General features: G+C 32.4%; 12 protein-coding genes and 3 pseudogenes. 13 read left to right on the top strand and 2 right to left on the bottom strand.

Translation table 11 applies throughout. The features are described from left to right. Window positions 1-457 precede the first annotated feature (457 nt). The 5 genes and pseudogenes from U860_RS31580 to U860_RS0115575 all read left to right on the top strand — a co-directional run. Window positions 458-1,193 (top strand): annotated as a pseudogene (locus U860_RS31580) (IS4 family transposase); the annotation flags it as partial. A gap of 644 nt (window positions 1,194-1,837) precedes the next feature. Then, window positions 1,838-2,032: pseudogene (locus U860_RS36455) on the top strand (IS4 family transposase); the annotation flags it as partial. A gap of 547 nt (window positions 2,033-2,579) precedes the next feature. Next, window positions 2,580-3,926, top strand: coding sequence for a SpaA isopeptide-forming pilin-related protein (locus U860_RS0115565; RefSeq protein WP_025149279.1), 1,347 nt, complete (start codon window positions 2,580-2,582; stop codon window positions 3,924-3,926). 381 nt (window positions 3,927-4,307) lie between these two features. Beyond that, the gene (locus U860_RS0115570; RefSeq protein WP_006097206.1) at window positions 4,308-4,670 is read left to right on the top strand and encodes a DUF3796 domain-containing protein; all 363 of its coding nucleotides are present in this window, start codon (window positions 4,308-4,310) and stop codon (window positions 4,668-4,670) included. Beyond that, entirely contained in the window at window positions 4,660-4,860 is a 201-nt protein-coding gene (locus U860_RS0115575; protein ID WP_018783661.1) for a helix-turn-helix transcriptional regulator, read from the top strand. The genes U860_RS0115570 and U860_RS0115575 overlap by 11 nt, the downstream gene beginning before the upstream one ends. A 457-nt stretch (window positions 4,861-5,317) precedes the next feature. On the opposite strand, the gene U860_RS0115580 is transcribed toward U860_RS0115575, so the two are convergent. Further along, window positions 5,318-6,202 (bottom strand): AraC family transcriptional regulator, encoded by an 885-nt coding sequence (locus U860_RS0115580; RefSeq protein ID WP_025149280.1) that lies wholly within the window; start codon window positions 6,200-6,202, stop codon window positions 5,318-5,320. Window positions 6,203-6,314: 112 nt separating this feature from the next. Here U860_RS0115580 and U860_RS0115585 point away from each other — a divergent pair, with 112 nt between their 5' ends. The 8 genes and pseudogenes from U860_RS0115585 to U860_RS31590 all read left to right on the top strand — a co-directional run. After that, a complete protein-coding gene (locus tag U860_RS0115585) occupies window positions 6,315-7,229 on the top strand; it encodes an EamA family transporter (protein ID WP_025149281.1) in 915 nt (304 codons plus the stop codon). 1,495 nt (window positions 7,230-8,724) lie between these two features. Beyond that, entirely contained in the window at window positions 8,725-9,321 is a 597-nt protein-coding gene (locus U860_RS0115595; protein WP_025149282.1) for a hypothetical protein, read from the top strand. 440 nt (window positions 9,322-9,761) lie between these two features. Further along, window positions 9,762-10,139 (top strand): hypothetical protein, encoded by a 378-nt coding sequence (locus U860_RS0115600; RefSeq protein WP_025149283.1) that lies wholly within the window; start codon window positions 9,762-9,764, stop codon window positions 10,137-10,139. 472 nt (window positions 10,140-10,611) lie between these two features. Continuing rightward, window positions 10,612-11,133 carry a DinB family protein gene (locus U860_RS0115605; RefSeq protein WP_025149284.1) on the top strand — a complete coding sequence of 174 codons (522 nt, stop codon included), beginning with the start codon at window positions 10,612-10,614 and terminating at the stop codon, window positions 11,131-11,133. Window positions 11,134-11,441: 308 nt separating this feature from the next. Continuing rightward, window positions 11,442-11,816: a GntR family transcriptional regulator gene (locus tag U860_RS0115610; RefSeq protein WP_025149285.1), complete on the top strand. Its 375-nt coding sequence runs from the start codon at window positions 11,442-11,444 to the stop codon at window positions 11,814-11,816. Between the two features lie 2 nt (window positions 11,817-11,818). After that, window positions 11,819-12,688, top strand: a complete 870-nt coding sequence (locus tag U860_RS0115615; protein WP_025149286.1) for an ABC transporter ATP-binding protein — start codon at window positions 11,819-11,821, stop codon at window positions 12,686-12,688. Next, a complete protein-coding gene (locus tag U860_RS0115620; protein WP_025149287.1) occupies window positions 12,681-13,307 on the top strand; it encodes an ABC-2 transporter permease in 627 nt (208 codons plus the stop codon). The genes U860_RS0115615 and U860_RS0115620 overlap by 8 nt, the downstream gene beginning before the upstream one ends. A 172-nt stretch (window positions 13,308-13,479) precedes the next feature. Beyond that, window positions 13,480-13,806, top strand: a pseudogene (locus tag U860_RS31590) (IS4 family transposase); the annotation flags it as partial. A 228-nt stretch (window positions 13,807-14,034) separates the two neighbouring features. On the opposite strand, the gene U860_RS0115630 reads toward U860_RS31590, so the two are convergent. After that, window positions 14,035-14,710 (bottom strand): thiol-activated cytolysin family protein (locus tag U860_RS0115630; RefSeq protein ID WP_025149288.1); only part of this gene is annotated, 676 nt, incomplete at its 5' end.

A 14,710-nucleotide genomic window follows, 5' to 3' on the forward strand; every position in this document is an offset into this window, starting at 1 on the left:
GTTGCAGGAAGAAAATAGAGTGCGAAAACCAAGCCATTCGGTTCCTGCGTAAAATATCAACCGTACCAAAAGAGCGTCCAAGCGTTGGACATCTAGGGTTGGAACACTCCAAAGTAACGCTCAGGGAGATGAAAGGTTGCTTTCGTCGTGGAACTGAGAAGCTCCCACTTCAAGCTTTGCTAAGTGGCGAGTAGTTCACTAGATTATTAAGTTGTTTTACTCCATAATATTTTTATAATGAGTAAAAACAATAATAATGATTATCGACAAGAAGAAAAGATAGAACTTAATAATATTGAAAAGATGTTTAATGACTAAATCGTTGTTGGACTAACGAGAGCTTTAGTTTAAATAGGGGTCCCATCCCATCGCTATTAAGCTAACAAAACTAAATTTCCTTAAAATGAAAAAACACGCTATTCTTTCTGTAGAATCATAGGAAAGGATGGCGTTTTTTATGTCTGTTTCTGTGTCTGACGAATTACAACTATTTGCTCAAGAGATTCAAAGCTTTTTATCTCCAAATACCTTACGGGATCTTGCTAGAGATACTGGTTTCGTACAACGAACCAGTAAATACCAAGCAAATGATTTAGTCGCTTTATGTATATGGATCAACCTCTTTAGCTCAGTTATCTAGCTGTTTAGAAGCATCGACAGAAGTACTCATCAGTCCTGAGGGACTGAATCAACGGTTTAATAAGGCAGCCGTCCTACTTTTACAACACCTACTAGCCGAACTACTAGGCAAAAAATTGGCCGCATTTATGCCGATTTCTTCTCCATACACTTCTGTTTTCAAGCGTATTCGTATTTTAGATTCAACTGCATTTCAACTCCCGGATGTATTTTCATCGGTTTATCCAGGTGCAGGAGGATGCAGCCATACAGCTGGGATGAAAATTCAACTTGAGTATGATTTGTTAAGTGGACAGTTCCTACATATTCATACAGGTCCAGGTAAACAACATGATCGTACTTACGGCTCTCTGTGTGTCCCAAATGTGACAGCGAATGATTTATGTATCCGAGATTTAGGTTATTTTCATTCAAAAGACCTTCAATATATACAAGATAAAGAGGCCTACTATATTTCTCGTATCAAGTCGAATACACGTATTTATCAAAAAAATCCTAATCCTGATTATTTTCAAGATGGAAGAATTAAGAAAGGTACAGAGTATATACAGATCGTACGAAGCTTTTACGAGGAATTACGGTATATATGACAAACATCCCTACGGAATGGGTACCAAAAGAGAAAATTTGTGAAATCGAAGGATTACCTGGAGAAATTTTAAGTATGTTTAAAATAGGAGGAAGGTAGAAGATATACCTCCTATTAAACAACTTTAAAGGGCAATACTACTTACAAACTGTAGTATTGCCCTTAATTTTTTACATCAAAAAGCAACGATTTTATTGTCTCTGTACACGAAATTAATAGTTTGTTTCTTATAAGGAATACCGCCAGCAAAAGAATAGAGATAGTTAACAAATATCTATTTTGTAGCTTACATGTGAACATAACTATACTTTTATTTTGCATGTATAAATTATTATTGAATATAGATATATTCTTCTCTATTATAATTTATTATCATATCGATGTTGATTTAGAGTAGTTTATGCGAAATGAAACATTGGGGTTTTTTAGAAATAAAAAATACGATGGATTGTTTTATTCTATTAATTCACATAATTTCCAAAATTAAAATCTTTAATTGTTAATATTTGTTATATAATGAAATTGTCGGACCAGGCATCAAATAGTGTCCCTTATGTTTCTGTTGAAACAGTTTGATTGTCCCGTGTATTAACCTTAAAAAGAACTTGGTTACAACAAAAAGTATGTGAACAAACACAAATCTCTAACCATCTCTTCTTTTATTTTCAACGGATTCGTATCCTAGATGCCAACGTATTTTAAGTACCAAATGTTTTAGAGAATGTATATTCAGGCTCTCGAGGATGTGCCCAAACAGTCGAAATCAAAATTCACCTTCTAAGTTACAACGCACATGCGTATATATGATTCTCAATCTATCCATGAATGTATATAAACAGCTAAAGGAATGGGAAAGGATTAAAATTATTTTAATTTTGTTTATTAATTCTTGTACAAGAATTAATAAACAAAATATCATAACATAAAAAAAGAATTGCAATCCATGTATTCTCTGAATATAATAAATGTAAATTGTATCTAAATTTTCCAAAAATACAGACATATGTTTTCGGAAGGTAAATTGAATAGAAAAAACATTCATTTAATAGGTGGATTGTTAAGTGTATTTATTTTTAAATACATAGATTTAAATTCTAAAAATTGATTTTTTGAATTAGTTTTTAATAGTATAGAATAATATTTACACCCGTACATTTAGTTAAGTAAGTAGTGCCTTTAATAAATATTGTAAATCCGATTAAACGATAAAGATTATAAGAAAATATGAAATTATAACACAATCATTTTTTATACCTACAGGTTTCTGAATAATCAAACTAATATTCTTTTACAGCAAATACAATCAGCATGTAAGTTTTTTACTGAAAATTCGATGAATGGTGGGAATGAAATGAAACGCAGGATGTTAACAATATGGTTTGGAATTATAAGTTTAATCATTATATTGCTAGGGGTTTCTATTCCACAAGCAGCAGCCGAGATAATACATCAAGAAAAGTTTGAAATGAACTGGAATTATATTAAATTCAAAGATACTAAAGTAAAGATAAAGGCAGACTTACTAAGAACGTCATCAAAAGATATTGCATATTGTTTATCACCTGATCTGAATTCACCTAACGGAGATGATCTCCCTGAAATTGGAAGAGATAATGATTTTGTATATCGTGTCTTACTTTATGGATATCCTCAAAAAACGCCGGCTGAATTAGGAGTTTCTACAAAAGAGGAGGCCTACTATGCAACTCAACTAGCGATCTGGATTGCATCTAAAAAAATTGAAATTGCCGATTCAAAGCCAGAAAACCAACAGGTATATAACCTTGTAAAACAATTGGTAGAAAAAGCTTCTAAAGGTACTGAAGTTCAGGAAACATATTTGAACGTAATACCTACTGGAAAACAAACTGTAGAGCAGAATGGGGAATATTTTGAAACAAATTTATATAGAGTTCAATCAAATTCAGTATCTGGAGTATACTCAGTTCAAATGGAGGGTGCACCAGAAGGAGCTAAAATTATAAATGAACAAGGTGAAAACAAGAATGAGTTCTCTATAGAGGAAAAATTTAAAGTTATGATTCCCAAAAATGCAACAAGTGGAAATTTCAAGATAAGAGTAAATGCAAAATTGCAGAGCTTACAAGCAGTTATCTTTGATGGCCAACAAAGGATTCAAAATACAACTGCTTTATTACCAAGAATGAGTGAAAAAAGCAGTACAGATATAGTAGTAAAATGGGAGTTTTTAGGGGCGTTAAAAATTATGAAAGTAGGAGAAAATAGAGAGGCTTTAAAAGGGGCAGTGTTTGAGGTTGTAAGTGAAAATGGGGATTTTAGACAAGAAATCACTACAACTGAGAATGGGAGTGCTACATTAAATAAACTTCCTACTGGTACGTATGTTGTAAAAGAAATTCAGGCTCCAGAGGGTTATGTACTTGATCCTAAAATAAAAAAAATGGAAGTAAAAACTGGCGAGATAGCAGAAATAGAAATAAAGAATCAAAAAATAACAAATGGCCTGGAAATTAAAAAAGTGGATGCTACATATGAAAGTGCTAAACAATCTTATGATATACAAAGTAAAGAGCACATAATGGAAAATGATCTTGCAAGTAAGGAAAAGCATCACCTGCCATCAACAGGAACGAAGTTTCCAACTGTCCCGTTTGTAGGACTAGGACTTGTTATTTTAGGAATCTATATATTAAAAATAGGAAAAAATCATAGTTAAAAACTATAAACAATAAGGATTTTGTTACCACTGCTTAAATTTAAATATGCTAAGAAATGTTTTGTGAAAAATGTAGATTATAACAATTCCTATAAATGAAAACGCTTGCAATAAATTAAATTATGAAAAAACTATATGATATACCTAAACGTTTTTTGTCATATGTAACAAGAAGCATAAGATGGCCGTTTTGGCCAACTTATGCTTCCTATAAGTGTAGCCTTGAAATAAAGTTGTACTGTTTATAAAAAAGTCGTACCGTTTTGAATAAAGTTATACCGTTTATAAAAAAGTTGCACTGTTTACAGTCCTTTTTATTTTCAAATTAATGTGATATATTCATAACATAAAGAGCGAAATATATCACATAGGAGGGATTATATGAAAAATAAATTATCTTATTTGGGGTTTCTCGGTTTTTTTGGTTTTTTAAGCCCGTTCTCATTTTTAGGTGATTATTCATCGTTTGTAGGTTATTTTTTCGGTTTCTTTTTCTTCTTTTTGTATGCAAAGGTTGTGCCTGATGAACTCTTTATACAGCATGTTCGTATCGCCGCTACAAGAGCATTTTTCGTAGCACTCATACTGGGCATTATAGTAACATTAAGTGTTTTGATTTTGGAAAACTTAGATGTAATTAGATTCCTTGTTACAATTTCGCTTTTCATACCATTCGGTACATTCCTAATCAGTCTTGAAATATTTGAACATAGAGAAAAGAAAGGGATGCAAGATGCCAATTAAGACTCGAATGAAAGAATATAGGGTAAGGCTAAATATGTCTCAAGAAGATTTAGCTAATAAGGTAGGTGTTAGAAGGGAAACAATTGGCAATCTCGAAAATGGAAAATATAACCCTTCATTCAAACTTACTTATGATATTGCGAAGGTTTTAAAAGCACCTATTGAAGTTCTGTTTTGGTTTGAAGAATAGGCTAGGTATAAGTAAACGGTTATAATAGATATGTTCATGAGTTTTAATCAATCTTTTTTATAAAAACTAAATGCAGATATCTAACAAAAGACTCCATTTTGATTAAACTTTTTTCAGAATGGAGTCTTCTTATTTACCATATAATATGTGTTTGTGAAGATTTTTTGATTAAACTTTATTTCAAATCAACAATAAGGGAGTAGCTTTTCTTGGTGTTTGCCAATCCTTTTCATGTATTTTGTTAAGTAATAATAAAAATTGTTTAAAAAACGTCAGTCATACTTTTCAATAATCAAGCCAGATATTGAATAAGTGATTGTTAAATAACTCTAAATTTGAAATAATTATTATTAGGTAAGCTTTTACCCCCGTTCTAAATTTAGGACGGGGGTATGCTTGTTTGAGGTTTTAAAAATCCAATAACTTTACTGGCGCTTTACATTAGAACTTAATTTAGTTAGCAACCATCTATTTTATATTTTTTATATGCTAATGGTGTCATATTCATCGACTTTCGGAATTTATCGATGAAATAGCTCGTACTATTAAATCCTACTTGATAGGAAACTGCCGTAACATTGGATTCTGCTTGTTGCAGCAGTATTAAGCTTTGTTGAATTCTATAATCAGTTACATAGGTCAATGGGGTTTTCTTTAAAAGTCGTTTAAAGTATCGACAACATTCAGATCGACTCAATTGACCAGCTCTTGCAATATCATCTAACATGATCTTTTCAGCGTAATGTAGGTGTATCCAATTTAACATTTGTTTCATTCGATTATTCTTTAACATTTCTGCCTGATTGTGTTCTAATTGTACACCATTAATAATTAAATTTTTCCATATTAATGTTAACTGTATGGTGATGTCCATTTCATAGTATGGTGATTTTTGTTTAATCAATTGATGAATCTTTCGAATGGCGTCTAAAATGTTTTTCCCCCAGGTCTTATTTTCAAATAAATATATGTATGGTAAATTAGTTGCTTGAGTATAGGGGAATACATAGCTTGAATAGAGTTCTTGTGACAAAATAAAATGAGGAGCTATGTTTAAGCAAATATAGATACAGCCCGATTTATTACTTTCTTCTGCCATATGTAAGTGGCCACTGTTTATAAATAACCCATCCCCCTTTTGAATTACTATTCTTTCTTCATTTATTTGAAATATTGCTTCTCCTTTTAAAATCAAAACAAGTTGAACTTCCTCATGCCAGTGGAGTGGTATATATCCATGGACATTTTGGTTAATTGTTGTCTCGTAACAAGCAATTGGAAGCATAGTGGTACGATGTTTAGTCCGTTCGTTTAAGTTTTCATCAATAATGAAGTTTTTCAGTTGCAAATTATCACCTCAATATAGTTATATTTTTTAGTAATATTTCAGTATTATTTAATCATTTTTGCACTTATTATAACACTATTATTACATTTAAGGTGGAGAGTAAATTATGAATGAATCAACTAGAAGAACTGGATTATTTCTCGTTATTATGGGAGCAATATTTTGGGGGATTGGTGGAACAGTTGCACAGAAGCTCTTTCAACAATACACAATCAATATGAATTGGCTTGTAACGACAAGATTGCTCATTGGAGGTTTTTTACTCTTAATGGTTCAATTTTTTAGAAAAGACCGTGAACAGATACTTGGTATATGGAAAAATAAAAGGACTGCTATTCAGCTGTTCATCTTCGGATTACTTGGCATGCTTGCGGTTCAATACACATATATGGCATCCATTAAACATGGTAATGCTGCTGTTGCGACACTATTACAGTATCTAGCACCTGTAATGATTATTATTTACTTAATTTTACGTAAACAAACTGTACTAACACGACAAGATATATTAACCGTTGCGCTTGCTTTAGGTGGTTGCTTTTTTTTATTAACCAATGGATCTATCTCTCAACTATCTGTATCAAAATCTGCAATAGTTTGGGGTGTTTTATCTGGAGTAGCGTTAGCATTTTATACCTTATATGCAGTTCCTTTGCTGAAGCAATTTAATTCCCTTGTTGTTGTTGGGTGGGCTATGATTATCGGAGGTTTGGCATTAAGTTTTATTCATCCACCTTGGCAAATAGATAGTATGAATTTACCAGTAGAAGCCTATTTATACGTTGGATTCGTTGTAATATTCGGTACAATGCTTGCGTTCTGGTTTTATATAGAGAGTCTGCAAAGTCTTTCACCTAAAGAAACAAGCCTGTTGGGTAGTCTAGAGCCACTAGCAGCGGTTTTAACAACAGTTTTTTGGCTAAAAGAACCTTTTGGAGTTTTTCAATGGGTTGGTACAGCTTGTATTATTGGAATGATTTTATTATTAGCATTGAATAAAAAGTCTTCTCCAAAGAATTAGTCAACACTATATAATAAAAAAGCCCTTCATAGTTAACTAACTGTGAGGGGCTTTATAATGTTAATCTGTATTTTCTATAAATACATTGTTTCACAAATCCAGCCCTTGAATGAAAGAAGGGAGGACGATTTATTTCCTCCCTTCTATAGAGATTAGATTTAAATGACTTTATTGTTATATTTTTAAGTACTGTGAAGTATTTTACATCGAAAGTTAAAAAACTTTATTTTAAACCAACATTTTGTAAAATTCACGGCCAGCTTATGGATTAATAATTAACTTACGGCCAATTTATGCTTCCCATTCTGTTAAATAATTAGATAATTATCTGCAAAAATAAGTGTTTTCTGGCCAACTTATGCTTCCAAATACGGCCAACTTATAGGTGAAGTGACAGCATATAAGAAATAGTACCCATTCTTCTCTATTTACCTATTCTTACATTTATCATAATTTATTATGATATTGATATTGTTTTAAAGTGTTTTGCATAAAATGAATAATTGAGACTTTTAGAGACAAATACCTCTATGACCTTACTCGTTTTCTTAATTCACATAATTTTCAAATATTAAAACTCCACATGTTAATATTTGTTATATAATGAAATCAAGCCATATGTAAGATGGTTTCCCCGTTACGAGGAATGAGATAGTTTGATTCACCTTTTATACATTATCTGAGAAAGAGCTTGTAGTGATTCCTACAAGTTCTTTTTGTTGCTCTTACAAATACGAAAATATCCTTTTTTATGTATTCATTAGCTGTTTAGTATATCGAAAAATGATGTAGAATTTACCTCTTCTATTATAACAGTATTAAGCATGATTTTAAGATGAAATATTGCATATTAAAATGTATTGATATGAGTTAATACACTTAATATAATGAGAGTATAAGATTTACTACATCATAATATTAAAAAGGAGGAAATGATTATGGAAATCGCAATGGCAGTTTTAAAATTCATAGGTGGAGCAATTCCATTGGTTCAAGAACTTTTAAAAGCATTTATGTAAGTTTATTACGCCGCAATTATTTATAGAAATTATCAGACAAATGATCTGTATATCAAAGATAAATTGATGTGCAGATCATTTGTCTGAAAAAACTTTAAACAAGAAAAAGAATCCCAGAAATCATAAGGGATTCTTTTTCTGTATGTGTAATTATGGCTGTACCCCATGCCCATTAACTTAAGAAAACAAGTTACCCCCCAAAAAGAGAAAAATAAACTTCGATGCTATAAAAACACAAAATTTCCATTTAAGGGGTACTTTAAAATCTTAGCTTGATGGGTATGTGGCTGTACCCCACATACTTATCAACCTAGTGAAAATAAACACCCAAAAACGATAAAAAGCAACTTAGTTGCTATAAAAAACAGCAAATATTCTGTTATCTATTTCTAAAAATTTGTAATATTTACAAAAATATAAAAACGATATACATTTTAGTTGTACCAAAAAAATCCAAGCAAAGAGGAGATGGTTGTATGTTCAAGAAGTTAGTAGTAGGAGCATTAGCAGCTGTGTTTGCATTAACTGGAGGATTAGGAACGATATCAGCAAGTGCAGAGAAAGATAATACGATTAAATCTTTCGACTATGTAACTGTAGATGGAAAGAATGTGGATGCCACAGCTAAAGTAAATAATAAGCTCAACGGAGACATCAAAGTAACCATGGTTCTACCTAAACAAAATACAAATGGGGATTGGTTAGCATATGGCTTTACGAGCAGAGAGACTTTGGATGCTTTTATTGAAAAAGATCAAAAAAGACTTGAAAATGAAATAAAGCCCCTAGGTATGGGAGGTAGCGGACCTGGTAGTACTGATTTCTATGATAAAGATGGACAGTATTTTTCTTGGAGCTATGGGTTTAAAAACTTACCTTCTAGCTGGAATGACAGAATAACTTCCATAAGAACAGCGTCACCTTCTGCAAGTTATTCGACGACACTGTGGGAACATACTTCAACTCAAGGATATGGCAAAGGAGTCTTATTTAGACACTCTGATTGGTATGGTAAAATTGCTAATCTAGCTGCAGATTGGAACGATAAAATTTCAGCAATTGAAATCAAATAGTAGGGGTACAGACTTATCGCTATCCAGGTAAGAAAAGAAAATAACCCAAAAACGAAAATTTTATCTCTTCTTAGTGGTCTATGGGAATCTAGTTCATTTGTTGTTTTAGGATATAATGAATTTCTTAACTTGATAGCGATGTGGATGTACCTCATCTTTATAATTAAATCTATATTGTAAACTAAACAACTTTTTTGTCACTTAACATTCTGCTCTCTTTCGAGCCGATTCAGGAACAGTACTAGTTTGAGATATTCCCCGTGAAATTGGTCGGAAAGAGGGCAGAAAGGTTCTTATCGATCCTATATTTAACATATCTCGAATATCGTCCCTCCTCTTTAATATTCTAATAAACAATGAAAGAGCCGTTACGTTTGTGACGGTTTCTTTTTGCTATACTGGGATAAAGGGGAGATGAATTGTGTTAGAAGAAAAAAGAATTGCTATATTATCTAATAAACGCTACTGATTACATAGGAAATCCATCAGAAATAGACAAAGCACCAGGCATTAAAGATAAACTTATTGAACAAGGCTATTTAGAGGATGTAGGCGAGATAAAGTTTACAGAAAAAGCTATAGACTTACTAAATAACTTTTATGAAGAGCACGCTTCTCGTGCGTTGGGAGTGCTTAAGATGTTAGGATTACCAGCAGCGGAAATATCGTTCTATGAAATATGTTATTGGCTGGTAATGGAAGAGAAAATGTATTGTGCTGAGTATCTTCTCAAAAGGTTAGATGAAGATGGGAGAGTGCGAATTGATGAGAGTAGCGATTGGCGTATGAGCATGAAGTATTATGGATTAGAGGATTAAGTAACTATGTAGGATAGTTTTTGCAATGTAAGATTTTCTTCTTTTCTGTCTAATAGGGGTCACCATACATGCCCATCAACTTAAGAATTTTATAACGCCCCCTAAACAAAAAATTGTACATTTTCACCTGGAGATGTCAATTTTCTCGTTTTGGGTTATTTGCATTTCTTAGCTTGATAGCGATGGGATACCACCAACATTTCAGAAAAAACCCACGCTAAGAGCATGCAAGATTTTATACAGTTTTTCGGCTAATCCAGTAACAAGCGAGAACTCTAAAACCCACGTCAGGATAGGGATGTATAAAAAAATAAATAGATTCATAGAAAAAGAAAAAGGCGGATTCCTTGTAAGAATAGGGATCCTCCGTTGTCCTTGCTACCGATAATAGGACGTTATGTTAATCTCACATGTATAGAATATACAACATAACTTTATGGTGAAATCTTGTTAAAAAGGGGAAATAATCATGGTGATTGATTTAGAAATGGATAAAGAAATGCATCCAACAGTTGCTCTTTTATATGCAACAGTTAAGGATACATACAAAAGATTAAATATATTAGTATCAGATATAACACAAGAAGAACTAGATTATAAAGGACCAACTGAAAATCTAAACAGTATAGGTCAATTATTAAAACACTTATCAGTAGTAGATTTACACTGGGTATATCGATTAAAGAATGAACCTATACCTACAAATATCCAATTAGAATATGGTCCAATGATTAATCCAAATGGAAAACTTCCTTCAGTAAATAACGTATCTATTAATGAATTAATAAAAGCTTATGATAGAGTGCAAGACATGTTTCATTTAGAATGTACAAGGTTATCTGAAGATGATTTAAATCAAATTGTTTCATACGAAAATGGAAAGCAGGCGACAATTAGATGGGGAATATGGCATATAGCTGATCATAATCGTTATCATCAAGCTCACATTAGCTTGCTAAAAAAAATATATAGAGAACAACAAGAGAATATTTAACTTCCGACAACGAGAATTATGTAAATGAGCTGTCCATATGGGCAGCTTATTGTATTTTTTGCTTAGCGTGGTTTTTTTCCGAAATGCTGGCGGTACCCCATCGCTATCAAGCTAACAAGACAATATACCCCCTAAAATGAAAAAGGCGTTATTCTTTCTGAGAAATCATAGGAAAGGATAACGCCTTTATATCAATATGACGGTATCCTATATGAAAAATTAACATCGTTCCAAATGTATATATTGTATATATTGTACACATTGTGTATAATGTGTTCATAAGCATTTAAGAGGCAAGGAGTTGAATCATGAAAATCTTACTATCTAATAAGTCTAAGTCACCTATTTATCAACAAATCATTGATCAGATTATATTACAAATATCAAATGAAACATTGAAAGTAGATGATTCGTTACCTTCTATGCGTTCATTAGCAAGAGACTTGAAGGTAAGTGTTATTACTTCAAAAAGAGCGTACGAAGAACTTGAAAAAGCGGGTTACATCTACTCTATAGTAGGGAAAGGCTCGTTTGTTGCAAAACAAACAAAGAAACAACGAGCGGATGAACCAAGTGATCCAATACGTGAAAAGTTCAGTACAATCGTTCGAGAGAGTAAGGCTAATCATTTATTAAGGGATGAGTTAATACAAATTATTAATTGTATTTATGAGGAGGAATAAATATGGAGAACATTGTAGAAGTGAAAAATGTTTCAAAAACATATAAGGGATTTTCTTTAAAAAATGCATCGTTCAACATCAAAAAGGGGTTTGTAACGGGATTTATTGGCGCAAATGGTGCTGGGAAAAGTACGACAATTAAACTTATTATGGATCTTATTAGCAAGGATAGCGGGGATATCACAGTTTTTGGTAAAAATCATCAAAAGGACCAAGTTTCTATTAAAGAGCGTATAGGATTCGTATACGATGACAATATCTATTATGAAGATATGACAATTCATCAACTGAAAAAATTCATTGCTCCAGCGTATAAAAAATGGGATGAGAATCAGTTCCAATCCTACTTACAGCGCTTTGAGTTACCGACTAACATAAAAATGAAAGAGATGTCTACAGGGATGAAAATGAAGACTTCCCTAGCGTTTGCACTTTCACACCATGCCGAATTTATACTTATGGATGAACCGACATCTGGACTCGACCCTGTATTCCGAAGAGAACTTTTAGACATCCTTTATGATTTAATGGTTGATCAAGATAAAACAATTTTTTTCTCCACACATATTACCACTGATTTAGATCGTATTGCTGATTATATTGTATTTATTCATAATGGTGAGATTGTGTTTGAGAAAGATATACATAGTATTTCTGAAGAATATGCAACTGTAAAAGGGGATAAATCCTTGCTTACGCCTAAAATCAGAGAACAATTAATCGGGATTCGTGAAACAAACCTGGGATTTGAAGCACTCACAAGTAACGCCAGCCGTTCACGTACACAATTAGGGAATGATGTATTAATTGAAGAAGCGACATTAGAAGATATTATGTACTATACAAAAAAGGGGAATGTTCAATATGTATAATTTAATATTAAAGGATTTTCGATTGCAAAAATTATTGATCTTACTCTACCTACTTAGTATATGCTTTTTTATAGGGACGTTTGGAAGTTTTTGGTTCATAGTCGTTTTGGTGGCTGGTTCTTATATGATAAATCTACATTATTACGACGAAAAGAATAATAGTCACAAATTTATTAATAGCCTGCCTTATAGTAGAAATAAAATTATTATGTCAAAATATATTGGTACAGTGTTGTTTACGATTCTAGTAGTTCTATTCTCATTATTGATACAAGCAGTAATTCAAGTTGCATCCCCGACTTATGGAGTTGAAATTGAAAATCCACAGACCATTGTGGTTAGTATTCTTACTGTCATGCTGTTTACGTCTATCTACTTACCATTTTTCTATCGCTTCACCAATAAATATTTGATGGCTGCTGTCAGCATTATTTTCCCTGTATGTGTTGTTTTATGGAGACCAATTGAGGCATATGTAAATATTACTGACCTTGCATATGGCGTTACTACACAATTTACTATTAATCAACTAATTACACTTGCTTCAATCGTTACCATGCTTATATTTATCGGATCTTACTTCTTAACGGTGAGAATTTATAAACGTACTGATTTTTAAAAATTCTTTTTAACTGAAATATAGAATACCTAACAAATAACTGTTGTACAGTTTTTTCTTAAACGCTTTGGTGCTACTCAATCGCTATTAAACTAATAAAACAAAGTTCTCCCCTCAAATGAAAAAATGCGCTATTCTTTCTATAGAATCATAGGAAAGGATGGCGTTTTTCATGTCTGTTTCTGTGTCTGACGAATTACAACTATTTGCTCAAGAGATTCAAAGTTTTTTATCTCCAAATACTTTACGGGATCTTGCTAGAGATGTTGGTTTTGTACAACGAACCAGTAAGTACCAAGCAAAAAATTTAGTAGCTTTATGTGTATGAGTGATCCAAAATGTAGCTATGACTTCTTTAACTCAGTTATCTAGCTGTTTAGAAGCATCAACAGGAGTACTCATCAGTCCTGAGGGACTGAATCAACGATTTAATAAGGCGGCCGTCCAACTTTTACAACACCTACTAGCCGAACTACTAAGCAAAAAATTGGCCACATCGCCATCAAGCTAAAATTTTATAGTACCCCCAGAACGAAATTTTGTGCTAACTTGTAGCAAAAAAGCTCATTTTTTCATTTTGGGGTAATTCTTAATTCTTAAGTTGATGGGCATGTATGGTGAGGCCAATTAGAGGAGTATGGTATATTTGAAAAAGCACCGATATACTTGCAACCAAGTAAAAAAGCGCCCTGTAAACAGGGCGCTTCGGACATATATTAGGCTTTAATTAATGACTAATATTAGCATTTGGATGTAATGTTGTTCCTCCAATTGAAACTTTAATTTCATTTGTTAATGGAACATTTTGTTCATTAATAATTGTTCTCCACCATTCCCATGCAAGACCTGTACATTCTCTTGCTACGACTTTTACATTTTTTGAATTCGGTGGAAGTGGTATGACTGTATTGAAATGAGCAGTTCTGTCTCTGCCGTTTCCTTCCCAAGTTTTATGGGTTAGTACTTCTTTTCCATTTTGATCATATGAGAGTTCATCCCAAGATACATCAAATTGAGCAACATATCCACCAGTATGATCAAGCGTCATTTTAGCACTAGAATATTCTGTAGTTGTAGTCTCAATATAATCTGTATTATTATGAACAGCAGCAGTTGCATTATCTTTTAAGAAAGTACTTGTATATGAAATTGGGTATGCTGGATTTTTAGAACTTAATTCTGCATTATCTTTAATGATATTTCGGATTTCATTAAAATCTTTTGTAACAACCTTGTTATGCTCTTTTGCATCTCCGCCTAATACTACAGCGGTAAAGGTACTGTCTTCAAAAATATCTTTGTACTGTCCACTCGCTTCAACGCCTTGCCCCTTAATTAAGGCTTTAAAAGCAGTTTGTACATCTTTGCTCTTAGATGATGTTTCTAATTTCACATAAACTGTT

The organism is Bacillus sp. H1a, assembly GCF_000633475.1.
In the GTDB taxonomy this organism is placed as follows: Bacteria; Bacillota; Bacilli; order Bacillales; family Bacillaceae_G; genus Bacillus_A; species Bacillus_A paramycoides.

Excerpts from the sequence above, each read along its gene's own strand:
- U860_RS0115620 (WP_025149287.1), top strand. The coding sequence starts at position 12,681 with ATGTATAATTTAATATTAAAGGATTTTCGATTGCAAAAATTATTGATC.
- U860_RS0115575 (WP_018783661.1), top strand. The coding sequence starts at position 4,660 with ATGCCAATTAAGACTCGAATGAAAGAATATAGGGTAAGGCTAAATATG.
- U860_RS0115595 (WP_025149282.1), top strand. The coding sequence starts at position 8,725 with ATGTTCAAGAAGTTAGTAGTAGGAGCATTAGCAGCTGTGTTTGCATTA.
- U860_RS0115565 (WP_025149279.1), top strand. The coding sequence starts at position 2,580 with ATGAAACGCAGGATGTTAACAATATGGTTTGGAATTATAAGTTTAATC.
- U860_RS0115570 (WP_006097206.1), top strand. The coding sequence starts at position 4,308 with ATGAAAAATAAATTATCTTATTTGGGGTTTCTCGGTTTTTTTGGTTTT.
- U860_RS0115585 (WP_025149281.1), top strand. The coding sequence starts at position 6,315 with ATGAATGAATCAACTAGAAGAACTGGATTATTTCTCGTTATTATGGGA.
- U860_RS0115610 (WP_025149285.1), top strand. The coding sequence starts at position 11,442 with ATGAAAATCTTACTATCTAATAAGTCTAAGTCACCTATTTATCAACAA.
- U860_RS0115615 (WP_025149286.1), top strand. The coding sequence starts at position 11,819 with ATGGAGAACATTGTAGAAGTGAAAAATGTTTCAAAAACATATAAGGGA.